Here is a 24,165-nt window from a genome sequence, read left to right on the forward strand (position 1 = left end):
AACCGTTCCGGTTCGCGGATAGAAGCAGCACGGTTTGATGGGCTTGCTCCACAGACGGTACTGCGAACTCAAGACCGTTTAGCCTCATCTCGCTGAGCAGGCTGAATGTGTCGTCCCCTTGGTATTTTGGAGTGTGTTGACCGTGAGCACTAAATCGGCAGTTTCAAATCTTATCGCGCAGCGCAAGCCTGACCACGCGCTGCCAGGTGCCCTCTATAGCGATCCAGACGTTTACAGGCAGGATCTGGAGCAGATCTGGCACAAAAGCTGGATCTTCGCAGGGCACACATTTGAGCTGGAGAAGTCGGGTCAGTACCTGTCGCTGCAAATCGGCGATTACCCTGTCGCTATCGTGCGCGGCGCAGACAAACAGATTCGGGCCTTCCACAACTCCTGCCGTCATCGCGGTTCCAAGGTATGCCCGGAAGCCAGCGGCAAGGTAGCCAAGCTGGTGTGTCCTTACCACAAATGGACGTTCGAGCTGGATGGCAGACTGCTTTTTGCCGGGAACATGGGGGAAGACTTCGACAAGTCTCAGCATGATTTGAAACCCGTGCATTGTGAGGTCGTCGAAACGTACATCTATGTGTGCGTCGCTGACGTCGCCCCTGACTTTTCTTCATTCAGAAAATCCGTCACCCCTTTCGTTGCGCCTCATAACTTGGACGACTGCAAAGTCGCGTTTGAGTCGAACATCATCGAGAAAGGCAACTGGAAACTGGTTTTCGAAAACAATCGTGAGTGCTACCACTGCGATTGTACTCACCCGGAATTGATGCACTCATTCGTGGACAACCCATCAGTGGGCGGCGCTGGCGGCGATGAAGATCTCGAACTCAAAGAGCACTGGGATCGCTGCGAGGCGGCAGGTCTGCCTAGCCGATTGGTCATGGATGATGAAGGTCGTTTCCGAATGACGCGCATACCCCTGTTTTCCGGGGCCGTCAGTTACACAATGGATGGCAAGCCTGCGGTCACTGGCCGGTTGGACACAACCGGTGAAGCCAACATCGGTGCACTGCTTTATTTCAACTATCCGTCAACCTGGAACCACTTTCTGGGCGATCACGCGTTAAGCTTCCGCGTTCTGCCCATCGGCCCGAATGAGACGATGGTCACTACAAAATGGATAGTTAAGAAGGACGCACAGGAAGGTGTCGATTACGACATCGATCGTCTCACCAAAGTCTGGCTTGCAACCAATGACCAAGATCGCACCTTGGTGGAAGGTGCGCAGGTAGGGGTTAACTCTCCTGCTTACGAGCCAGGCCCGTTGTCGGTGGCTAGCGAAATTGGCGTGTGTCAGTTTGACGATTGGTACTGCAAAACGATGCTTGAGCAGCTCAACGACACGATCCCATTAAGATCTGTTGGCTAAGTGCAAAACTGCCGGTGGTGAGAACCACGAGTGATCACCACCGGCACACCCAACCTCTCCCCTCCTCGTAACCCGAGTTACTGCTTCGCCAGTACTCCTATCCTTTAAACATCTCTGGAAAACTGGGCAAGAATCCAGTCTCGGAGCCGACAACTAGCGTCATCATTCATCCGGTCTTCACGAAATGTCAGATAGTGCTGACTTTCATGGAGAACCACTTCTTCTTCGATCGGACGAATCAGCGTGCCGTTGTCGATCAGGTTTGAAACCAGATGATTCCATCCGAGGGCTACACCCTGATGGGTCAACACCATGCTGATTACCAGGTTGTAGTCGTTCGCGTTGAAAACGTGAGGGCTGTCGTGGGGGCGTTTCTCGATATCAACATCGTGATAAGCCAGCCAAACGCCCCAGTCCACGTGCTCCGCTACCTGTGATCTACCATAGGGACTGAGGTTTAGCAAAACCCCGTCGCGTAATCCTTCCAGGCTGGACAACTCAGGGTGCTCCTCTTTGTAACGAGGCGTGCACACCGGGTAGATGACGTCATGAAACAACGGATAACTGCGGTAGCCATCCTGAATCCTGGCCATTTTAGTGATGAAGATGTCCGGAGTTACACCCGGCTCCATCGACAAAAAGTTTTGAGTGGTAACCAGATTGAGGTCGATATCCGCGTTCTTGGTAAAAAAACCAGGCAGCTTCGCTGCAAGCCAGAGGGCTGAAAATGCGGGAGAACAGCAAAGCGTCAACGTGCGCTTGCCTGCATTGTTGGTGCGGATGCGCTCCGCTGCCTGGGAAATGTTGACGAAAGATATCTGCGCAGCATCAAAAAAAATGGTGCCGGCTTCCGTCAACTCGACCGCCCGCCCCACCCTTTTGAAAAGTTCCACACCAAGGTACGCCTCAAGCTCCCGAATCTGACGGCTGATTGCCGCTTGGGTAACGCACAGCGCTTCTGCCGCACGCGTAAAACTCTGATATTTGGCGGCTGCTACGAATGACTTCACGGCTTTCAGAGACGGCATTTTCAGAAGCGTCATGTCTGGATCGATGTGCTTAACCATAACCTAAAGTATTGGATATCCGGTTCGGGGCCCTTTTGAAGGCCATTAGGGACGTGCTCGGCGAGAGGATTCAACCTAGAGCCCACGCTGGAGCGTAGCTGAAACGGAGGTTCTAAGACAGGGCCAGCGGCAGTCGCCTTCGCAACCAGTACTGCCACAGTCGCAAATTGACACAATCAAATGATTGATAACATGACGTTATTGATTGGTCAGAAGAAATGTTGTTAGACGCTGACTCTATAAGGTAATAACTTGGTTCTCAAGGAACTGCTCAATCCAGCGCCGATAAAACAAGAATAATAAACATCACATAATAAAGAGGATGGTCACAATGACTAACTCCCAACCTTTCTCCCAGCTTGCCTGCCCCCATAAGCACCGTCTTAACTGATCAAGACAAGTGCACCTAAATTCTTGATCTTACGTCGTAATTGCAGCAGGAGGGGTTATGAGTCTTGGTGACGAGATACTCTCGGTAAAAAACATTTACAAAGTCTTTGGTGCTCAGCCAAAGCTCGCGATGGAGATGCTGGCTCGCGGTGCTGATAAAAGTGAAATTTTCAGCAAAACCGGTCAAGTCGTTGGCGTTTTTGATGCCAGTTTCTCCGTAAAACGTGGAGAGATTTTCGTCATCATGGGGCTTTCCGGTTCCGGGAAGTCGACGATGGTCCGGTTGTTCAATCGACTAATCGAGCCAACCTCCGGAACCATCCATCTTAACGGCCATGAAATCACCGGTTTGTCGGACGCCGATCTTCTCAGCGTTCGTCGCAAAGACATGAGCATGGTGTTTCAGTCGTTTGCCCTGATGCCCCACATGAGTGTGATCGACAACGTTGCTTTCGGCCTGGAAATCTCGGGTGTCGAGGAAAGTGAACGGCATAAACGTGCACTCGAGGCACTTAAACAGGTGGGGCTCGATGGCCACGCCTACAGCTATCCGCACCAACTGTCCGGCGGTATGCAACAGCGGGTAGGCCTGGCCCGAGCGCTGGCCAACGACCCCGCCATCCTGCTGATGGACGAAGCCTTCTCGGCACTCGACCCGTTGATTCGCCACGAAATGCAGGGCGAACTGATCCGCCTGCAGGCAGAACAGCATCGCACTATCATCTTCATCTCCCATGACATTGACGAAGCGATTCGCATCGGTCATCGCATTGCGATCATGGAGGGTGGCCGGGTAGTACAGATCGGTACCCCACAAGAGCTGCTTTGCAACCCCGCGAACGATTACGTCAGAGCTTTCTTCAAAGGCTTTGATGCCTCGAAGATCCTCAAAGCTGGTGATGTTGCCAAAATTTGCGCAGAGCATCCGTATGCCATGGATCAATCCACTCCTACGCTGCGCGACGATGTACTCCTGCAAGACGTCTTTCACATCGTTGCTGATGCAGTTAATCCAGTTGCTGTGCTGGATCGCCAGGGTGTGTTCAAAGGCACGATCTCCAAGAGCCTACTGCTTCAGACAATGAGCCGACACTAATAGTCTCTACTCGCTGGCTTGCAAGGCTCGGACATTCAGGTAATTAGCATGAACGAATTCAGTTTTCTAGACCCGTTTCAATCCATCAACGTCCCTTTGGGCCAATGGGTAGAAGTTACCCTGAATTATCTGGTTCATAATTTCCGCGAGGTATTCCGTTCGATAAGATGGCCAATCGACCAGGTACTTAATGGTATTCAGTTCGGATTGTTGGCAATTCCTCCGTCCATATTCATTATTATTACGACGCTCCTCGGCTGGCAGGTAGGAGGGAAAAAGATAGGGATCCTTTGTTTCGTCACCCTCACCCTCTTAGGCGTGATCGGCGTATGGAGTGATGCCATGGTCACCCTCGCTCTGGTGCTCACCTCACTGTTCTTCTGTGCAGTTATTGGCATACCGCTGGGTGTCCTGTGTGCCCGGAGTGACCGACTAGAGATGCTTCTGCGGCCGGTACTCGATGCAATGCAAACACTGCCTGCATTTGTTTATCTGGTGCCCGTGGTGATGCTGTTTGGTATTGGCAACGTACCGGGGGTGCTGGTCACGATCATCTTTTCGGTAGCACCACTGGTCAGGCTCACCAATCTGGGAATTCGCCAAGTACCGGAAGACAAAGTTGAGGCGGCCCGGGCTTTCGGATGCACCCCACGCCAGATGCTGAGGCGGGTTCAACTTCCTTTAGCTGCCCCGACGATCATGGCGGGTCTAAATCAGGCATTAATGTTGTCACTTTCCATGGTGGTGATCGCATCAATGATTTCGGTTGGCGGGTTGGGGATGATGGTACTTCGCGGGATTGGCCGCCTTGATATGGGCTTGGCAACCGTCGGTGGGTTGGGCCTTGTATTGCTGGCGATTTTCCTCGACCGACTGACCCAGGCAATGGGCGAACGCAGTAACAGGGCAACCAAAGGTGAGCACTGGTATCAGACAGGCCCTGCGGGTGTCATTTATCGCCTGAAGAGAAAAAACACTCTTACGAAAATAGAAGTCAGTCCCAAAGAAAGCTAACTCCGCTAAGCGGCGCGTCGTGAACCAAAAGAAATGCCAACTTCTTAATCCAGCCCAGGTAAACGATAATGAACTTCACAACATTCGGAATAAAACAGAAATTTATTCATTCTGTCGCGCTTTTAGTAATAGCGGTTTCACCTGTTTTTGCATCGGCCGTGACGGCGCAGGAACCCGGAAAAGGTGTATCTATCACCCCAATTTTTCCGACAATTGCCGAAGAGCGATTTCGCGGGGAGATTGCAATGGCGGGCCTCAAGGAGTTGGGCTACGACGTTGAGACACCCAAGGAAACCGAGTACTCCACCATGATGGTAGCGATTTCCAATGGTGACGCTGATTTCTCCGTACACCTGTGGGAGGAACTGCACAAATCTTTCTACCAGAAGGCCGGCGGCGATGAGACGATGGTGAAAACGGGCGACATTATGCCGGGCGTACTACAGGGCTACATGATCGATAAGAAAACGGCTGATGAGTATCACATCACCTCTATCGAAGATTTGAAAAAGCCAGAGATTGCCAAGCTGTTCGATAGTAATGGCGACGGTAAAGCCGACCTGACAGGTTGCAACCCCGGCTGGGGCTGTGAGCTGGTCATTGCCCACCATATGAAAGCCTATGGCCTGGATAAGACCGTCACAAATAACCAGGGCTCCTATTTTGCCCTGATGGCCGACACCATTGCTCGTTACAAACAAGGCAAGCCAGTTCTCTATTACACCTGGGTACCTCAGTGGATCTCTGGTGTTCTGGTCGAAGGTAAAGATGTTGTTTGGTTAACCGTACCGCGTACGGACCTCCCAGGTGGCAAAAACGATGTCAACACTACCTTCAATGGTAAAAACCTAGGTTTCGCGGTAGACAGTGTCAAAGCGGTAATCAACAAAGAGTTCGCCGAGAAAAATCCGGCTGCGGTGAAGTTTCTGTCTGAGATGCAGATCACTACCGATGATGAAAGCGCGCAAAATCTGAAAATGCACAATGGTGAAAAAAGTGCAGCCGACATCACCCGGCACGCCAAAGAATGGATCGCGGCCCATCGCGCGAAATACGACAGCTGGCTAGCAGACGCACGCGCCGCTGCTAATACCGCCACCGCAAAAAATTAATCTCTTCTTTTAAAACTGAGTAAAAGGTTGCCCTTCATCGGGCAACTTTTTATCCGTTTCGGCGTTCATCATTCAGGAATCATGAAATGCAGTTGTATTCATTCGTCCAGAATTTCAGTTACAAGGACGCGCCCCTGCATACACGCGAGCTGATCAAAACTTGCCTGCTCGACATCATTGGTGTGGCCGCCGGAGCCCGCAACAATCAAACCAGCGTCATGCTAAAAACCTACGCTGACACCCATTACTCTGCCAATAAGCTGTCCAGCCGACTGTGGTTCGACGGCAGAGCCGTACATCCACTGGGCGCTGCGTATGCCGGCGGCTTCTGCGTTGATAGCCTGGATGCACATGAAGGTCACTTCACCTCCAAGGGGCATGCGGGTGCGACAGTCGTCCCGGCCATTGTCGCATTGGTAGACGCGTACCGCAGTCGAGGAAAAGACATTAGCGGCGAGGAATTCCTTAGCGCACTGTGCATCGGTTACGAGACCGCCTTGCGTGCGGGCCAAGCCTTAATGGCTACGGCTCCGGAATATCATGCTTCAGGTGCTTTTTCCGGCATCGGGGTCGTTTGCGCAGGAGCACGCCTACTGAAACTCGATGAACCGACATTCCGGCACGCTTTGGGTATCGCGGAATACTTTGGTCCCAGGTGCCCGATGATGCGCCTGGTGAGCTTTCCGACGATGTTGCGTGATGCCCACGGCGCCGGAGCGTATGCCGGACTGAATGCACTATTCATGGCACAGCTCGGTGTCACTGGCGCTCCTGCCTCCACCGTTGAGCCTTTAGAAATTTCCAATTTCTGGCAGGACATCGGAGCCCGCTGGGAGATCGACGAGCAATATTTCAAACCGTGGCCCGTCTGTCGCTGGGCGCAACCGGCACTTACGGCCATGACCGATTTGATGCGCGCGCATCCAGTCATCACGGCGGAGTTGATCGAGACCATTGATGTCGAAACGTTCCACGAGTCCGTGTGCTTGCAGGGTCATTTTCCGAAGAATGCAGACGAGGCCCAGTATGCTTTAGCGTTCCCGCTGGCGGCCTTGATCGTTCGCGGAAAGTTGGGCGCTGACGAGGTCACCGGGGATTCCATTCATGCGCCAGACATCTTGAGCATCAGCTCGAAAATAACCCTTCATGAGGCGCCCGACCTGTCCGCTAGGTTCCCAGAGGAAATTCTGTCCCGCGTCACGGTTACCCTGAAAGACGGCACCCGACTTACGAGCCCGACCGCGACGGCCAAGGGCGACCCCAATACCCCTATGTCGAGTGACGAACTCACGGCTAAATACCATTTACTGGCTGATGAAAGCTTGGGAAACACACTCAGCCATGCCATCAAGAACAGTGTTGAAGCATTGCCCGGTAGCGATGACTGCCAATCATTCTTTGATTTGTTGCTGTCCGCTCCAAAAACCGCTGCCTAGATCCAGCAACAGTTCCCAAGCTATTCGTTCAGGTGTCAAAGAGGATTTATGTCTTTCGTATTCGAGAGCGTGCTCAAAGACAAAAATAGGGGGTACTCCTATACGGCGGAGAAACCAATCAAGCCGCAGGCATTGACTCGTGTAGCTTTCGTGCTTTTGAACAATTTCTCGATGATGTCGTTCACCGGCGCTATCGATGCGCTGGTGACCGCCAACCTGATTAGCGAGACACCCGCGTTTGAGGTGTTGACTGTCGGCCTCAAGAGCCGTCTGGTAATGAGCGATCTGGGAATTGCGATTTCAGCAGACCTGGAACTATCACAACTTCCGGACCGTATCGACGTTCTCATCGTCGCCGGTGGGTTGCGAGTGAAGCTGATCAGCGACCCGCTCTTACGGCGCAAGCTGCGTAACGTCGCCTCTCTTGGCGCGACCATGGGCGGTTTGTGGAACGGCGCATTTTTCCTGGCGGAAGCTCAGCTAATGGACGGTGTCGAGTGCGCCTTCCATCCAGATGGGCGAGCGATGATGGAGGATGTGTTCCCCAAAGTCCTGGTCTCTTGTCGAACTCACGTAATAGACAAAAACCGTATCACGTGCGCTGGCGCCAGTAGCTCGTTACGCATGATGCTGGAGCTCATCACCGCTAAACAAGGCGTGTCGCTGACCCATGCTGTCGAGGAAATACTCAGTTGTGATCAAACCACAGAGGTCTCTGGAATATCGACTGTCATCGTGGACTCTGACCCCACCTTGCCACAAACCCTGAAGCTCGCTTTAGAACTGATGCAAAAGAACATCGAAGAGCCGTTATCGATCGACGAACTGGCTGAGTGTGTGAACATTTCCCGACGACAATTGGAGCGTCGCTTCTGCCGTTTCGTGGGTGCAACGCCCACACGCTACTACCTTGAGCTGCGCTTGACTCGAGCGCGGCAGCTTATTCTGCAAAGCAATCGGCCGATCACCGATATCGCGATTGCAACCGGCTTCTGTAGTTTCGCCAACTTCCATATGCGCTTTCGGGATTTCTTTGGCGTAGCACCGAGTAGTTATAGAGCAACGTATGAGCACAGGCGCTAAGTCTTCCGAAGTCCGCGTCAGCAGCACACATATGAAACCCGCGATGTCTCAGCCGAGTAATCATGGCTAGCATCATCGATAAGGACAACCGAGAATCATGAATGCTCCATCGCCGGTGTTGATCCCCACGGCAAACCACCGCGAACGGGTGTCTACCCGCATCGCCTTCCTCATCGCGGGCTTACTCATGTCCGCATGGGCACCATTGGTTCCATTGGTTAAAGCACGCGCTGGCTTGGACGATGGTGGCTTGGGGCTGTTGCTTCTATGCCTCGGAGGTGGATCTATTGTGGCCATGCCCTTCGCTGGATATCTCACCGCACACTATGGATGCCGCCCGGTTGTAATTTGGGCGACGATTGTCTTGTGTGCCGTTTTTCCGCTGTTGAGCACCGTAGCGTGGCTGCCTGGTCTGGTATTAGCTGTCATCATCTTCGGTGCCAGCATGGGCATGCTTGATTGCGCCATGAACATACAGTCCGTCATCGTCGAGAAAACCAGCGGGCAAGCACTTCAGTCCGGCTTCCATGGACTTTACAGCGTCGGAGGCATATTGGGCGCCGGCGCTATGACCGCTTTATTGACCTTAGGGCTGGATCCACTGATTGCGGCGGGCTGTATCGTTGCCACAGTTTTGGGATCGCTTTACAAGGCTGCGCCTGCTTTGCTGACTTATGGCACTGAACGGGGTGGGCCATTGTTCGCGGTGCCCAGAGGTATCGTGCTGCTTTTAGGGACGCTCTGTTTCATCGTTTTCCTCACTGAAGGCGCATTGCTTGACTGGAGTGCGGTCTTCCTTGTCTCGAATCGAGGGTTAGAGCCGAGCATCGCCGGTTTGGGTTACGCATCCTTCGCCGCGGCGATGACGGTGGGTCGCCTGACGGGGGACACCATCGTCAGTAAACTAGGCGGTGTGCGCGTAGTTACGCTGGGCGGACTTTGCGCAGCCGCGGGAATGATCGTGTCGCTTGGGATCGATGGCTGGCCTGCTTCCTTAATTGGCTACGCCATGGTCGGGGCTGGCTGCTCAAACATTGTCCCGGTGATTTTTACCGCTGTAGGCCGGCAGCAACGTATGCCACAAGCGGTAGCCATCCCCGCTGTCATCTCGATGGGCTACGCGGGCATTCTGATAGGTCCTGTATTCATTGGGGCGGTCGCCCATTTAAGCACCCTGCCATTCGCTTTGAGCGGCGTAATTGCTCTGCTGTTTTTTGTAAGTGCAACAGCTCGATTACTCAAGGCGACGCCCTGATGTTCTAGCGCGAGCTGGATCAAGAGGTTGTAAGCGTTGGCGTTGGCGTTGGCGTTGGCGTTGAAAAAGTGTGGCGCTTTGCTGGATCGGGCTTTTAGGTTGATATCATGATGAGCAATCCATCCGTACCAGTCCAAATACTCAGCGACCTGCGAGCGGCCGAAGTGGCTGAGGTTCTATAGCGCGCTGTCGCGAATGCCATGGATAGATTCCGCCTGCGCCACGCAGAGCGCTCTTCAGCGGCTCGTGTGAAATTCTGTCACCTAGCCACCGCTAAAAAGGTTTTGACTGAGCGCAACGAAGGCATCTTTATCAGCGCCTGATCGGGCCAAGTCTGCTTAATCATTACAATAGGTCATCATTACCCCATATAAAATATCGATTCTTCAGGCCAGCGGCCTCGTCCTAGACTGTTTGCAAGTAAATAAAAGTAAACCGACGCATAAAACCTGATTATTCGGAGGAAGACTTCGCAACGATCTTTCTGGCGCAGCCGTCAAAGTTATCCAACAAGTTTATCGCAATATTTAAAATCTTTTATTCATTAGGTCACTTTCTCGAACTGTCACCCGCTTGAGCAAGGCCTTTTGTAAATTGAAATGAGGACGGAATTTTGATGACTTCACCTTTTTCGATTCCAAACAGCGCGCGCCGCATCGACCCAGCCAGGCAGCGTGCTGTTGCGCTAAAAAGGGATGGTTCTATAGATGACAACAATCGCGTCGAGATAGGTCCTACACCGCTGGCTTTCGCGGAGTGGGTTCGGCTGGGCCTGGAGCCGCCTCATCTGCCCACCATGCGTAAATTTCGACTGCAAAGAATAGTCGATCAGCTCATATCCCGTGACTTGGGCGGCGTCCTGCTATTTGATCCTCTGAATATCCGCTACGCGACCGACACCACGAACATGCAGTTGTGGACGACCCATAACCCCGCGCGTGCTTGCTTCATCGCAGCCGATGGTTATGTCGTGTTGTGGGATTTCCATGGTTGCGATCATCTCTCTGCCCACTTGCCGCTGATTAATGAGTTACGCAGTGGCGCGTCGTTCTTCTATTTCGAGACCGGTGAGCACACCGACCAACATGCCAGGCATTTCGCAGCCCAAATCGACGAATTGCTGCGCCAACACGCCGGCACCAATCGCCGCCTTGCGGTAGATCGGATTGAAGTAGCAGGCGTGCGCGCACTGGATGCGCTTGCTATCGACATTTGCAGTGGTCAAGAAGTGACTGAGTTCGCCCGGTTGATTAAAGGCCCCGATGAAATCAAGGCGATGCGATGCGCGGTAGCGTCGTGCGAAGCTTCCGTGGCCGAAATGCATCTAGCACTACGCGCCGGAGCTACCGAGAACGATGTCTGGGCCGCCCTGCACTCCGGCAACATCCGCCGGGGCGGCGAATGGATCGAGACGCGAATACTCAGCTCCGGCCCACGCACCAACCCCTGGTTCCAGGAGTCCGGCCCACGGGTATTAAGTGATGGCGACCTGTTGTCGTTCGACACAGATCTGATCGGTACCTACGGCATGTGCGTGGACATGTCCCGCAGTTGGATCTGTGGAGGGCTGGAGCCAACAGCCGAACAAAAGCGCCTCTATCGGATTGCCCATGACCATATCATCCATAACACCGAGTTGATAAAGCCAGGCGTGCGCTTCACGGAACTCACCGCCAAGGCTCATCGACTACCCGAGCCATGCCGCGCTCAACGGTACGGCGTGCTTTACCACGGCGTAGGTTTGTGTGACGAGTACCCTTGCATCCGTTATCCAGAAGATTTGGAGTCCTACGGATACGAAGGCGAACTCCAAGCGGGAATGGCCCTTTGTGTCGAGGCGTATGTGGGTGAGGTTGGCGGCCAGGATGGAATCAAATTGGAGAACCAGTTGCTGGTAACCGAGACCGGCTATGAATTGCTTACCCATTATCCGTTCGACGAAAGTTTCCTGCGGGATACGAAGCCCAATTTATGAGTCAGTCAATCGAAGTCCATAAAGGAAAAGCAACACTGCTGACCCCTGCTTCGGGCCGATCTTAACAAGACGAAAAACCGATGGACCAACCAAATGTACATCAGCACCTCCGCTGCTGAGGCTGATGTACATCTCAGAGACATGATGTCAACTCCATCCTGAAGTGCCAGGCCGGGAACGTAACTGTTTGGCATTGGAGCCGTTATAGATATTGAAAGCGGTGATCCAACCTCTGAACTTCGTAGATGAGGTCCGAACAGTCCCCCGTAGTTAGACCTATGAAAGTAAGCGTCGAAGTGGCGCCGCGCTCCCTGCTTGCCTTGAGGACTGAAAAGTTGACCAAAATTAACCAAACAATTCATTCCATCCCGCAGGATTCTGCTCCACGATCCGTCGGATTCCTCCTGTTGGAGGATTTCACTTTGATCGCTCTGGCATCGGCAGTAGCACCTTTGCGCATGGCAAATCAACTCTCCGGTAGCGAGTTATATCGATGGCTCACCCTGAGCAAGGGCGGCACCCCAGTATCTGCCAGTGTCGGGTTGAAAATAACTCCAGACGCTAAAATGGAAGAAGCTTCTGACCTCCATACCGTGATTGTGTGCGGCGGACTGGATATCCAGAACCGCGTATGCCACGAACATGTGCGTTGGTTGCAGCTCCAGGCCCGTTTGAGTTGTCACCTAGGCGCTGTCTGCACTGGAAGTTGGGCATTAGGCAAGGCCGGATTGCTGGATGGCCATAAGTGCAGTGTTCATTGGGAATGTCTGGCGTCCATGCGGGAAGCATTCCCCAAATCAGAAGTCACTACACGCCTGTACTCCATCGATGGAAACCACTTAACCTCTTCAGGTGGCACTGCTCCGATAGACATGATGCTGCACTTGATCAGGTGCGAGCATGGCCGTGACCTGGCAGAGGCAATCTCGGATATGCTCATGCACGAGCGCATGCGAAGTGCTCAGGACCATCAACGGTTACCGCTCAGGCATACACTTGGCGCAAATCAACCCAAGCTGCAAGCAGCTATTCTATTAATGGAAGCCAGCCTGGAAGAACCCCTCGAACTTACCGAATTGGCTTTCCAGGCAGGCATTTCACGTCGCCAATTGGAGAGGCTGTTTGACAGGTACCTGGATTGCTCTCCGTCGCGCTATTACCTCAAGCTGCGTTTAGTCCAGGCACGTCAGTTGTTAAAGCAAACCTCATTGCCCGTTCTGGAAATAGGCGCTCTCTGCGGCTTTGCTTCAACTCCACATTTCGCCAGAAGCTATCGCGGACATTTCGGCGTACCGCCTAGTGATGAACGTGCCTCATCAAATGCCGTTGTAGTGGCGCCGATGCCCGCTCGGGACAGCCTGGTAATAGCGCAGGCTCTATAACCGGTTTAGCCCTCTGCCGTGCGCAGAGTGAGGTGACCTTTGCCAGCGTGAAAATCTAAAGGGTGTAGGCGATGAGCAGCCTTTAGCGTCCGTTAAAATCGACTACGCCAATTTTCTTAAGAGCCACTGTTCATATGTCGCCGCAGGGCGATGCTATGGCGCAAAGAATCTTTTTCTAAAAATTCTTTCCCGATAATGTCTTCAATTCGTGCCCCAGCTTCAACCTTTTCAATAAGCTGTAAAATCGCTTTCTTCATGAACCAGTGGGAAGTGCGATCCAGCTTTGCCGAAACGGATTTCAGCCTGGCGCGAGTTTCCCCATCTAACTTGATACCCAGCGTTGTAACCGATGACATGTCTCACCCTCTAAATAACTATCCGATCTCGTTTGCCACAGCCTTTTATACAGAGGCACTAATGCATCAAGCCCCACAGCGCAAACAGTGGAGCATCTGTCGATTTCATTGCATGGATACAGGATGGGGGGTTGAATACAGCGCCCCCTGCTCCAGGACTCCACCACCCAACGTCCTCTCGATACCATTGGCCTGGCGAAAGAACTAGATAGAACTCAGCCGGAGGGTGATGGTGAAAGGGATAGGTGGTATCGGGCGCCATGAGTGCCAAGCCCAACGTCAAGTTGGAACATTCAAATAGCCCTCCCGGGCCAGTAATCAGCCCATGACGATGCCTTTCCACGAATCGATCGTCCTGGCCAGGCTGGGCCTGACGATTTATCCAGGTGACATGAGGCAATAGAGTGCTTAACGCATCCAGGACCGCCACCAAGTATTCGTTGGTTCTTGGCGCAACGTTAAGTGCCTGGGACAAATAGGGCTCCAGGGATTCTGGTAGCGTCCGTGGCGTTTCCGACGGCTTTTTAATGGTCCATTGGGCAGTGGTTATAGATGTGGAGCGCGTCTGGATCGAATCTGGCACCGCGTCGGAAACGACGTTTGACAAAGCCCCATGAAGTGAGCGCTGAAGCAACTGCCCGTTTCTAATAAAAACCTGATCCAACGATAAATTTTCAATGCTGTTTATCATCGTTTTCGAACCCACTCTTAAGCCATATTTCAAACTGGATTACAGGCTGCTCAGCTCGTTCAGCAGATCCACGGAAACACTGATTCCATTGCTTTGCGACTCCATCATAGAGTGCTGACGTTCCCACCCTGCCCGGTGGACGCCCATCTGTGTCAAGCGGGTCAACTGACTGGTAAGTCGGCGTTCAAATCCTGGCGAAAAGAAATCCGGAGCAAGAACCAGAATGAGCAGGCCACAACCCGGTGTCTGGGTCCCTTGATGAAAAGCTGGTGAATCCAGCGACCAGTTAGCACCGGTGAGACCCGCGGCCAAGACCTCCACCATGAGCATCAGATTAGCCCCGCGATGACCACCAAAAGGAAGTAGCGCGCCGCCTAACGCCTCCAAAGCATTACGTGTTCCGTTTCCATGCTGATCCACCGCCCATCCATCAGGAATATCGCCCCCCGTCGATGCGGCATGGGCAATATTCACGAATGCCGCGGCGCTGCACGCCTGGTCAAACATGAGGGGAATACCATCGGCCGAAGGCGCTGCAAAGGAGAGTGGATTTGTGGAGTAGGTTTTGCCCTTGGCTCCAGGAACTGCAACAAGCGCGGGGCCATTGGCGACCGCCAACGCAATGAGCCCAGCCTTGGCAAATCGGAGTGTGTAGTCACCGAGTTCACCGCTTGTAAAACTATTGCACTGGCTCAGCGCGGCCATACCGTTTTCATAGGCGGCATGGCACATCGAATCGAAGCACCGATCAATCCCAAGCTGGGCGATCCCGCTTCTAGCATCAGATTTGAAGATAATCGAACCAGAGGATGAAATTCGTGGTTCGGCACGAGGATCTATTCGACCCGATGAAAAGCCAGACAAGTAATCGGCAAGATGACGAAAACCCACGGCTTCGTTACTGCGGGCTTGCGCCGCAACTGTGGCGCGGGCCAATGAGTCGGCAACCGCTTGGGAACATCCCTTTGATTCGCAGAGTCGCTTCACCCAGCCGACAGCTTCATCGATCGTAAAGCTACGATAGGCTGCTGTGTTCAAAGGTACCGCCTTAAGGTTTAACGATGCAGCCGGCACCCTTCACTCTGCGTCAAAGGCGCCAAACTGCAAATATCTATAGGAAAGCGGCGGTCATTCCTGACCTGTTGTCGCGGATGCGGTTTGACTGCCAAACATCGCCTCAAAGCGGGGCTTGTTGGCTGCGTAGTATTCTGCAACGACTTTGTCAGCCGAGCTATCACGCGCAGTAGCCATCAATTTCTCAAGGTCAGCTTTAGGAATTTTGAAGTTGGCGAAGAATCGAGCAACATCAGGATGCTCCGCGCTGAAACCTTTGCGTGCAACCGCGTGGATTTGCTCAGCACCACCGAAAATCTGCTTCGGATCATCCAAATAGCGCAGCGGCCACTTGGCGAACATCCAATGTGGGCTCCAGGCGTTGATCAAAGACCATTTGCCACGCTTAAGGTTACGATCCAACTCGCTCAACATTCCAGATTCCGAAGAAGCGACCATCTTGTAGCCATCAAGCTTGTATTCTTTAATAGCTTTTTCTGTAAGCTTGTATTGCCCGTTACCCACTTCGGAAGTCAGAATCTTGCCGCCGAGTTTTTCTCTAACTTCTGGTTTGTTAAGATCCTCGACGCTGGCGATCTCACTGGTCGGAATGGAAGTTGGCACCGCCATACCGATCCGACCTTCATACAGCACGCCGAGGTCTTCGAGCTTGTCTTTGTATTTGTCATAGAATGACTTGTGAGTGCTCGGCAGCCAGACCATCGGGATCAGGTCAATATTACCGTTAGCCAGCGCTTGGAACTGGATACCTATATCGGCCAGAATCAATTTGACCGGTTGCTTCAGGTGGTCTCGCAGTGCCGTGTCTGCCAGCTTTACAGCGATTTCAGTATCCGACCAATTCACCCAGCCGATACGGATAGGCGCGGGTTCCTCGGCTTGAGCAAACAGACTGCTGGAGGCCATAGCCAAGCCTGCAAGCCAGCTGATACAAATTTTACTGGATAACGTCATCTGGTGTATCTCCGCGTACTGTATTAATAGTTATTGGCAGGGCAGCAGAAGAATCAATTTTTCTCATGAGAGCAAAATGACATCGCCATCACAAGGGATTTAATGTTATATCCACATGAGTTTTAGTTATGCGAAGTTATTTAACTTGTTAAAGTAGCTCGCCCCTCCATTGTTACTTCGGCAGAGCAAATTTTAATGGTATATGCGTCGAGCTTTAATGGAATGATGAGCTCACTCATAATACCCTTTCGAGCTCCGGCAATGCCTCAAATAAGTCTGCAACCAGCATGTAATCTGCAACTTGTGCGATCGGCGCCTCTGCGTCCTGGTTGATCGCGACGATTACCTTTGATCCGCTCATGCCCGCCAGGTGTTGAATGGCACCACTGATACCCGCGGCGATATAAAGATCCGGCGCTACGATTTTGCCCGTTTGCCCAACCTGCAGATCGTTGGGGGCAAAACCTGCGTCCACCGCTGCTCGCGATGCGCCCACGGCGCCACCGAGCTTGTCTGCCACACGCTCGATCAACGCAAAACTCTCTTTGCTCTGCATCCCGCGGCCACCGGAAACCACGACGCGAGCGCTCGACAGATCTGGCCTTTCGCTAACTGTCAGCTGTTCGCTTACAAAGCGAATATTGCTTGCGCTTTGCCCACTATCAACGGCCATGACTTCGCAGCGATTATGCTGCGATGCCGCCTGGGCGAAAGCCGAGGCACGGACAGTGAGCAATTTAATCGGATCAAGCGACTGAACCGTGGCGATTGCATTGCCTGCATAAATGGGTCGCTGGAAGGTGTCCGCCGACACAACCCTGATCACGTCCGACAGCATGCCGACATCCAGACTGGCCGCTACGCGTGGCAACACATTGCGGCCCATGCTGCTTGCATCAGCCACTACATGCGTATACCGGTCGGCCACCAGCGAAGTGATCAGCGGCTGGACATTCTCAGCCAACGCCTTCTCGAACATTGTTCCCTGAGCGAGCAATATTCGATGAAGCCCGAGGGTAAGCGCAGCCTGTTCCGCTACTGCTGGCGCATCTGGCCCTCCCGTCACAAGCAAATCCGTTTCAGCACCAAGTTCGATGGCGGCGGTAATTGCACTCCACGTACCTGCCGTCAGTTGACCCGCGACGTGCTCGGCGATAACCAATGTGCGCATCAAATCACCCCAGCAACGTTTTTCAGTTTATCCACCAGCTCGGACACCGAACCGACCTTGATTCCCGCTTTGCGCACTGGAGGGGGGGCAACCCCTAACAATCGAACGTGCTCTTTCACGCTGGCACCCAAGGTATCGGCAGCGATGACTTCAAGAGGTTTTTTCTTGGCTTTCATGATATTGGGCAGCGAGGCATAGCGCGGTTCATTCAGGCGCAGGTCGCAAGTGACAACCGCAGGCACTGAGAGCGCCAGGGTCTGACTACCACCATCGACCTCACGCTCGACCACCCATTTATCATCGATGTAACTGATGGATGATGCATAGGTGGCCTGACCGCTTCCGATCAACTGCGCCACCATTTGCCCAACCTGGTTGTTCTCCTGATCGATAGCCTGTTTACCAAAAAGGATCAGTTGCGGCTTTTCGTTATCGATCACTTTGCTCAGGTATTTGGCCACGTTGAGCGGCTCGAGTACCGCGCTTGTTTCCACCAGAAGGGCTCGATCCGCGCCGAGCGCCAATGCCGTGCGCAATTGTTCCTGCGCGGCAGAGGAACCTACCGAAACCACCACCACCTCGGACGCCAGCCCCTTTTCCTTAAGGCGGATCGCCTCCTCCACTGCAATCTCGCAGAAAGGGTTCAAGGCCATTTTTACGCCATTAAGTTCAACGTCTGAACCGTCAGCTTTCACCCGAACTTTCACGTTCGGGTCGATGGCGCGCTTTACCGCAACGAGCACTTTCATAGTCCCCTCGCACTCTTGGATCGATGTATGGAATGGCCAGCCCGAACAGGCCTGGTCACCCCTGTTTCGAATGGATATTAATCCTGGTTTTTACGTCACGCAAGAAAAATGTACACCTGTGTCCCACACATTGACACGCATGAACATTCGACGTACCGTTATGTCAAACCAAGCCTGATGTTCTGTTCCCGGAGCGCAACACCATGTCCAGCGATCCCCTGCTGCAACCCTTTAAGATCAAAAACCTGACCCTCAAAAACCGGATCATGACCACCTCCCATGAACCGGCTTACCCGGTCGACGGCATGCCTAAGGAGCTTTATCGGGCGTACCACGTCGAGCGCGCCAAGGCAGGCGTGGCACTGACGATGACCGCCGGCTCCGCCGCGGTGTCGCGCGACAGCCCGCCGGTGTTCAACAACATCCTGGCTTACAAGGACGAAGTCGTCGGGTGGATGAAAGATCTGACTGACGAGTGCCACGAACATGGCGCTGCAGTGATGATTCAGCTGACCCATCTAGGTCGGCGCACCCGCTGGGATAAAGCCGACTGGCTGCCAGTGGTATCGCCGTCTCACCGCCGCGAAGCATCGCACCGGTCCTTCCCCAAGAAGATGGAAGAGTGGGATATCGACCGGATCATCAAAGATTACGTGGATGCCGCCGAGCGGATGAAAGCCGCGGGCCTCGACGGTCTGGAGCTTCAGGCCTACGGGCATTTGATGGATCAGTTCTGGTCACCATTGACCAACGATCTTGAGGGCCCTTACGGCGGCCCCCTGGAAAACCGGTTACGGTTTACGTTCGATATCCTGCGAGGCATCCGCAAGCAATGCGGTGAGGACTTTTTGCTGGGTGTACGCTACACCGGCGATGAGGACCTGCCTGGTGGATTCGGCGCGCAGGAAGGCATCGCTATCTCGCATATGCTCAAGGACAGCGGCCTGGTTGATTTTCTTAACGTGGTGCGCGGGCACATCGACACCGATGCCGGTCTGACCGATGTGATCCCGATCCAAGGCATGCGTAACTCCCCACACCTGGATTTTGCCGGCGAGATCCGTGCGGCCACCGGCTTCCCCACCTTCCATGCGGCCAAGATTCCTGACGTTGCCACCGCCCGTCATGCCATCGCCTCCGGCAAAATCGACATGGTCGGTATGACTCGTGCGCACATGACCGATCCGCACATCGTGCGCAAGATCATCGAAAAGCGCGAAGAGGAAATTCGCCCCTGTGTAGGTGCCAACTACTGCCTGGACCGCATTTATCAGGGCGGCGCCGCGTATTGCATCCACAATGCTGCGACCGGGCGTGAAACCACCATGCCCCACGAAATTCCCAAAGCGCCGGCCAAGCGCAAGGTAGTAGTAATCGGAACCGGCCCGGCGGGCCTGGAGGCGGCGCGCGTCGCCGGTGAACGCGGCCATGACGTAACCGTGTTCGAAGCGGCTGACCAGCCCGGCGGGCAGATCCGGTTGACCGCTCTTAGCGAGCGTCGCCGCGAAATGATCAGCATCATCGATTGGCGCATGGTGCAATGCGAGCGCCTCGGTGTGAAGTTCCACTTCAACACCTGGGCCGAGGCCGAAACGGTGCTGGCTGAAGAGCCGGATGTAGTAATCGTGGCCACGGGTGGCTTGCCGCACACGGAGGTGCTCAAGCAGGGCAATGAGCTGGTGGTATCGACCTGGGACATCATTTCTGGCGACGTCAAGCCCGGCAAGAATGTGCTGATCTTCGACGACGCGGGCGACCACGCGGCGCTACAGGCTGCCGAGGTCATTGCCAACAGCGGTGCAAAATTGGAGATCGTCACACCTGACCGGTCGTTTTCGCCGGAGGTAATGGCGATGAACCTGGTGCCTTATATGCGCAGCCTGCAAGACCTGGCGGTGACCTTCACTGTGACGTATCGGGTGGACTCTGTAGAGAAGCGCGACGGTCAGTTGATTGCCAACTTCGGCAGCGATTATGGCCAGGTGCACAAGCAGCGAGTGGTCGATCAGGTCGTGATCAACCACGGCACCCTGCCCCTGGACGATTTGTACTTCGATCTGCGTCCCCATTCGAGCAATAACGGCGCGGTCGAACAGCACAATCTGATCGCTGGGAAAACCCAGAATATCGTGACCAACCCCGAAGGCCGTTTCCAGCTGTTCCGTATCGGCGATGCGGTCTCGGCGCGCAATACCCACGCTGCGATCTACGATGCGCTGCGGCTGCTGAAAGACATCTGAAGTCACGCCCCTGACTTCAAACATCAGGGGCAATTTTCACACTTAACACGAGACTCTTCCATGTCAGCACAGACCTTGAAGTCCAGGGCGGCTGTCGCGTTCGCTCCCAATGAACCGCTGCAGTTGGTCACCATTGACGTTGCACCTCCCAAGGCTGGCGAAGTGCGGGTTCGCATTGTCGCCACGGGCGTCTGTCACACCGACGCCTTCACCCTTTCGGGAAGCGATCCCGAAGGCATTTTCCCCACGGTGCTGGGGCATGAAGGCGGTGGCATCGTCGAAGCCATCGGCGAAGGCGTGACCTCGCTGCAAGTCGGCGACCACGTGATTCCGCTCTATACCGCAGAATGCCGACAGTGCAAATTCTGCCTCTCCGGCAAGACCAACCTCTGCCAGGCGGTCCGGGCAACCCAAGGCAAAGGCCTGATGCCCGACGGCACTTCACGTTTTTCCTACGAAGGTAAGCCGTTGTTCCACTACATGGGCTGCTCGACGTTTTCCGAGTACACCGTACTGCCTGAAATCTCCCTGGCGAAGATTCCAAAAGAGGCTCCGCTGGATCAGGTTTGCCTGCTCGGCTGTGGAGTGACCACAGGGATCGGCGCCGTACTCAACACCGCCAAGGTAGAACCTGGCGCCAGCGTCGCAATCTTTGGTTTGGGCGGTATTGGCCTGGCCGCAATCATCGGCGCAAAAATGGCCAGCGCCGGGCGCATCATTGCCATCGATATCAACCCAGCCAAGCGCGACGTCGCCCTGTCGTTGGGCGCGACGGACTTCATCAATCCCAAGGACTATGACAAGCCCATCCAGGACGTCATCGTCGAACTCACCGATGGCGGCGTGGACTATTCGTTCGAATGCGTCGGCAATGTGCAACTGATGCGAGCGGCACTGGAGTGCTGCCACAAAGGTTGGGGCGAGTCGATCATCATCGGCGTTGCCGGCGCAGGCCAGGAAATCCGCACCCGCCCCTTCCAGCTCGTAACCGGTCGTGTATGGCGCGGCAGTGCCTTCGGCGGCGTGAAGGGCCGCACCGAGCTTCCCAGTTATGTGGAGAAAGCCAGTCGCGGAGAGATCCCCCTGGAAACCTTCATCACCCACAACATGTCCCTGGACAAGATCAACGAGGCATTCGAGCTGATGCACACCGGGCAAAGCATTCGTACCGTCATTCATTTCTGAAATCGGCGGGTCTCAGATCCGCTCGGCAGTCCCATTACCACCCACAGAAAGGAAACCAAGATGTCCGTTTTTACCCACGTAACCGTCGGCACCAACAACCTGACCAAAGCACGTGCGTTTTATGACGCAACCCTGAAAGAAATCGGCCTGAAGCGCGTGGCCGATCTCGATGAAGCCGGCTCCATTTGGGGCGTCGATAAACCTTCGTTCTTCGTACTCAACCCGGCCAATGGAAATCCGGCTTCTATCGGCAACGGTGTCACCGTCAGTTTCGAAGCACCGAACCGCTCTGCAGTCCATGCCTTCCATACTGCCGCATTAGCGAACGGTGGCGTTTGCGAAGGCCTGCCAGGCTCTCGTGGCTGGGCTGAAAATGCCTATGCCGCTTACGCTCGTGATCTGGATGGGAACAAGCTTGCCGTTTACTGCTTCAAGGCAGAGTAAACGACACTTACCGAAGCCCCTGTAAGGGGCTTCGGTTTATCAGGCCGTTAGCCCTCTGCGGGCAACGGCAGCACCGGCTAGCAACGCCCTACCAATTTGTTCTTCGAAATGACCTTGCGTCATCGTTCGCAAAGCCGCAGCCGTCACTCCGCGGTAGGCAACCAAGGCATCAATCATCTGTTGAGCATCGTGGCTGGCCAACAGCTGGCTGCTGTTTACAACAACGTTCTTCGCGGCAAGCTGCGCTATTTCAGCCGGTATGCCGGCAACCATCGCCTGATTGGCCAGCGCCGTCATCAGCAAGGCAGGAAAAGCCGGCCCCGTGCCCGAGAGCGCCGAGAGATAATCAATGAAGTCCTCTTGCTGAACCTCAGCCGCACTGCCGACGCATTCGAACAAACGCTGCACGATAATCTTTATCGCGCCCTCAACCTCTCCAAAACAATACCAGGGCGTGAAGGACTGCTCGATTTCTACCGCCGCGTTGGGCATCGCCCGCACGACCGCCGAAGCCGAGGTCTGCGCAGCAATGGCGTGCGCTGTAATCCCGGCCATCAGAGAGATGACTGTCTTGCCCGTCGCATTGATGTTCAGGCTGGCGAAATGCTCGGGTCGAACCGCAATGATGACCACGTCGCTGCAATCCACCAGGTCCTGGTTATCAGCGACCAGGCCAACGCCGTATTGCGCCAATGGGTGGCTGCCCGAACGATTAGAGATGACAAGATTGCCAGCTGGTACCAGCGCTTTCGCCAGCACTGCCTTGGCGATCGCCCCGCCCAACCAGCCCGTTCCTCCAATAATGCCCAGCGTCTCATTAAACATCTGCAGGCGTCTCCTCGAAGGTGTCTGTCAAGGGTACGAAAACTCCGGGCTCCTTTTCGGCATAACCAAACTTGCCATAGAAACGATCCAGCTCGCGCTGCTTGGGGACTTTGCCGGTAAAAATACTCACGTAATGAGGAATGCGTTGGAAGCGCACGGTGATCAACTCAGTCGTGTTCATGGTGATGTAGCCGATCTGGGTCAGATAGATCGTGCGGGCCCGAGCATCAGCAGCCTGGCTGTCATAGCCAAAGCGCTTGAACATGCTGGCCAGAGCGTTCATTCGTTGCTCGTCGACGACAGCGACTTCTTGAGCAACTTCATTTGACTGAAGCGCCCAGCTGCGCACGGCAAACTCGAATTGCGAGTCGAACAGTTGCGGGTTGAGCCAGCACTCGAAGACATTCAAGATCGCCTCGGAGATGCTTTCAGCATAGCTTTCACTTTGCCGGATCAATCCTCCCGTATTGGTCTCCCGCCAGCGTGTCAACAAAGCGGCCAGCAGTTGTTCACGGTCTTCAAAAAACCAGTAGAAGCTGGTTCGTGACAAGCCAAGGCGCTTGGCCAGCGGCATGACCCGAACGGCATCGATGCCGGACTCCTTCAGGGCATCATAGGCAGCTTCCAGCCAACCCTCCGGCGACCCACGCCAGCCTGCATCCTGCGCCTTACCACGTGCCTTCCCTACCTGAGGCATCTTGCTTACCTTCTTCAATAATGCGTAACGCGAATGTACTCGGATGAACGTCCAATGTACACCTTGGTACATTCAATTGACTTCCCAAGGTTGCGGAGTCCTAACGTCCAATGTCATTAATGATAAAAAGTCATGAGACGTTGACATAAAATGGTTTGTCAGCGACGCGCAGCTAGATAAATATCTCCTACAGGCAAGGACTTCAAACCAAAACAACAACGAGCCGCCATTTATGAATCTTGCAGTGCACGCCCCTGAAAGAGTTCGACATCCGGCCAAAGAATGCCGGGGCGACCGACTTTGTCTCACCTCACATCTGTTACTCATTGACTGCCCAAACTTCGATAACTGCTAGAGCGAATTTATCGCGAAGCCATTTTGTGCCGCCTGACTTATGGCGCACAACTATCAATTGTTTGAAGCGAGGTAATAGATGCTCCAGCCAGAAAAAAGCCGAAACCCCGTCAGGTAGTTTGCCGTCGCCCATCGACAACAAAGCGTTCAAGCACACCGTGCGTTTGGATCAGCTGTGCTGAGCCGTGCCCGAGCGATTGTGTTCGTGAGTTATTTCTTCCATCAGCCGGATGAGTA

General features: G+C 54.1%; 20 protein-coding genes and 1 pseudogene. 12 read left to right on the plus strand and 9 right to left on the minus strand.

The features are described from left to right. The first annotated feature begins 142 nt into the window (after nt 1-142). A complete protein-coding gene (locus ACM6IO_RS13885) occupies nt 143-1,378 on the plus strand; it encodes an aromatic ring-hydroxylating oxygenase subunit alpha (RefSeq protein ID WP_230173474.1) in 1,236 nt (411 codons plus the stop codon). A 104-nt stretch (nt 1,379-1,482) separates the two neighbouring features. On the opposite strand, the gene ACM6IO_RS13890 is transcribed toward ACM6IO_RS13885, so the two are convergent. After that, a complete protein-coding gene (locus tag ACM6IO_RS13890) occupies nt 1,483-2,445 on the minus strand; it encodes a LysR family transcriptional regulator (protein ID WP_230173472.1) in 963 nt (320 codons plus the stop codon). A gap of 448 nt (nt 2,446-2,893) precedes the next feature. On the opposite strand from ACM6IO_RS13890, the gene ACM6IO_RS13895 reads away from it, so the two are divergent. From ACM6IO_RS13895 to ACM6IO_RS13930, 8 genes and pseudogenes are all read left to right on the plus strand, one after another. Next, entirely contained in the window at nt 2,894-3,931 is a 1,038-nt protein-coding gene (locus ACM6IO_RS13895) for a quaternary amine ABC transporter ATP-binding protein (protein WP_414911656.1), read from the plus strand. A 48-nt stretch (nt 3,932-3,979) separates the two neighbouring features. Beyond that, the gene (gene proW / locus ACM6IO_RS13900; protein ID WP_414911657.1) at nt 3,980-4,945 is read left to right on the plus strand and encodes a glycine betaine/L-proline ABC transporter permease ProW; all 966 of its coding nucleotides are present in this window, start codon (nt 3,980-3,982) and stop codon (nt 4,943-4,945) included. A gap of 68 nt (nt 4,946-5,013) precedes the next feature. After that, nucleotides 5,014-6,057 carry a glycine betaine/L-proline ABC transporter substrate-binding protein ProX gene (gene proX, locus ACM6IO_RS13905; protein WP_414911658.1) on the plus strand — a complete coding sequence of 348 codons (1,044 nt, stop codon included), beginning with the start codon at nt 5,014-5,016 and terminating at the stop codon, nt 6,055-6,057. Nucleotides 6,058-6,143: 86 nt separating this feature from the next. Beyond that, nucleotides 6,144-7,493 (plus strand): MmgE/PrpD family protein, encoded by a 1,350-nt coding sequence (locus tag ACM6IO_RS13910; protein ID WP_414911659.1) that lies wholly within the window; start codon nt 6,144-6,146, stop codon nt 7,491-7,493. A 48-nt stretch (nt 7,494-7,541) separates the two neighbouring features. Continuing rightward, the gene (locus ACM6IO_RS13915; protein ID WP_414911660.1) at nt 7,542-8,576 is read left to right on the plus strand and encodes a GlxA family transcriptional regulator; all 1,035 of its coding nucleotides are present in this window, start codon (nt 7,542-7,544) and stop codon (nt 8,574-8,576) included. Nucleotides 8,577-8,673: 97 nt separating this feature from the next. After that, complete coding sequence (locus tag ACM6IO_RS13920; protein ID WP_414911661.1) at nt 8,674-9,831, plus strand: MFS transporter; 1,158 nt, start codon at nt 8,674-8,676, stop codon at nt 9,829-9,831. A 616-nt stretch (nt 9,832-10,447) separates the two neighbouring features. Beyond that, entirely contained in the window at nt 10,448-11,806 is a 1,359-nt protein-coding gene (gene dddP / locus ACM6IO_RS13925) for a dimethylsulfonioproprionate lyase DddP (protein WP_414911662.1), read from the plus strand. Nucleotides 11,807-12,141: 335 nt separating this feature from the next. Then, nucleotides 12,142-13,247, plus strand: a pseudogene (locus ACM6IO_RS13930) (GlxA family transcriptional regulator). 57 nt (nt 13,248-13,304) lie between these two features. On the opposite strand, the gene ACM6IO_RS13935 reads toward ACM6IO_RS13930, so the two are convergent. From ACM6IO_RS13935 to ACM6IO_RS13960, 6 genes are all read right to left on the minus strand, one after another. Next, complete coding sequence (locus tag ACM6IO_RS13935; protein WP_111455202.1) at nt 13,305-13,544, minus strand: hypothetical protein; 240 nt, start codon at nt 13,542-13,544, stop codon at nt 13,305-13,307. 58 nt (nt 13,545-13,602) lie between these two features. Beyond that, nucleotides 13,603-14,235 carry a dimethylsulfonioproprionate lyase family protein gene (locus tag ACM6IO_RS13940; protein ID WP_414911663.1) on the minus strand — a complete coding sequence of 211 codons (633 nt, stop codon included), beginning with the start codon at nt 14,233-14,235 and terminating at the stop codon, nt 13,603-13,605. Between the two features lie 39 nt (nt 14,236-14,274). Continuing rightward, on the minus strand, nt 14,275-15,273 hold the full coding sequence (locus ACM6IO_RS13945) for an Ldh family oxidoreductase (protein ID WP_244176338.1): 999 nt from the start codon (nt 15,271-15,273) through the stop codon (nt 14,275-14,277). A gap of 90 nt (nt 15,274-15,363) precedes the next feature. Then, nucleotides 15,364-16,263 (minus strand): glycine betaine ABC transporter substrate-binding protein, encoded by a 900-nt coding sequence (locus ACM6IO_RS13950; RefSeq protein ID WP_090404400.1) that lies wholly within the window; start codon nt 16,261-16,263, stop codon nt 15,364-15,366. Between the two features lie 235 nt (nt 16,264-16,498). Next, nucleotides 16,499-17,434: an electron transfer flavoprotein subunit alpha/FixB family protein gene (locus ACM6IO_RS13955; protein ID WP_414911664.1), complete on the minus strand. Its 936-nt coding sequence runs from the start codon at nt 17,432-17,434 to the stop codon at nt 16,499-16,501. Continuing rightward, complete coding sequence (locus ACM6IO_RS13960; RefSeq protein ID WP_414911665.1) at nt 17,434-18,183, minus strand: electron transfer flavoprotein subunit beta/FixA family protein; 750 nt, start codon at nt 18,181-18,183, stop codon at nt 17,434-17,436. The genes ACM6IO_RS13955 and ACM6IO_RS13960 overlap by 1 nt, the downstream gene beginning before the upstream one ends. A 203-nt stretch (nt 18,184-18,386) precedes the next feature. Here ACM6IO_RS13960 and ACM6IO_RS13965 point away from each other — a divergent pair, with 203 nt between their 5' ends. The 3 genes from ACM6IO_RS13965 to ACM6IO_RS13975 are packed head-to-tail and all read left to right on the plus strand — an operon-like array spanning nt 18,387 to nt 22,052. Next, nucleotides 18,387-20,423 carry an FAD-dependent oxidoreductase gene (locus tag ACM6IO_RS13965; RefSeq protein ID WP_413386394.1) on the plus strand — a complete coding sequence of 679 codons (2,037 nt, stop codon included), beginning with the start codon at nt 18,387-18,389 and terminating at the stop codon, nt 20,421-20,423. A 60-nt stretch (nt 20,424-20,483) separates the two neighbouring features. Continuing rightward, the gene (locus tag ACM6IO_RS13970; RefSeq protein ID WP_090404411.1) at nt 20,484-21,608 is read left to right on the plus strand and encodes an S-(hydroxymethyl)glutathione dehydrogenase/class III alcohol dehydrogenase; all 1,125 of its coding nucleotides are present in this window, start codon (nt 20,484-20,486) and stop codon (nt 21,606-21,608) included. A 60-nt stretch (nt 21,609-21,668) separates the two neighbouring features. Further along, nucleotides 21,669-22,052, plus strand: coding sequence for a VOC family protein (locus ACM6IO_RS13975; RefSeq protein ID WP_090404415.1), 384 nt, complete (start codon nt 21,669-21,671; stop codon nt 22,050-22,052). A 39-nt stretch (nt 22,053-22,091) separates the two neighbouring features. Here ACM6IO_RS13975 and ACM6IO_RS13980 read toward each other — a convergent pair whose 3' ends face one another. Further along, complete coding sequence (locus ACM6IO_RS13980; RefSeq protein ID WP_414911666.1) at nt 22,092-22,877, minus strand: pyrroline-5-carboxylate reductase family protein; 786 nt, start codon at nt 22,875-22,877, stop codon at nt 22,092-22,094. Then, complete coding sequence (locus ACM6IO_RS13985) at nt 22,870-23,574, minus strand: TetR/AcrR family transcriptional regulator (protein ID WP_003174082.1); 705 nt, start codon at nt 23,572-23,574, stop codon at nt 22,870-22,872. Before ACM6IO_RS13985 ends, ACM6IO_RS13980 begins: the two co-directional genes overlap by 8 nt. Between the last annotated feature and the right edge of the window lie 591 nt (nt 23,575-24,165).

The organism is Pseudomonas sp. IT-P44 (genome assembly GCF_949768225.1).
GTDB lineage: Bacteria > Pseudomonadota > Gammaproteobacteria > Pseudomonadales > Pseudomonadaceae > Aquipseudomonas > Aquipseudomonas migulae.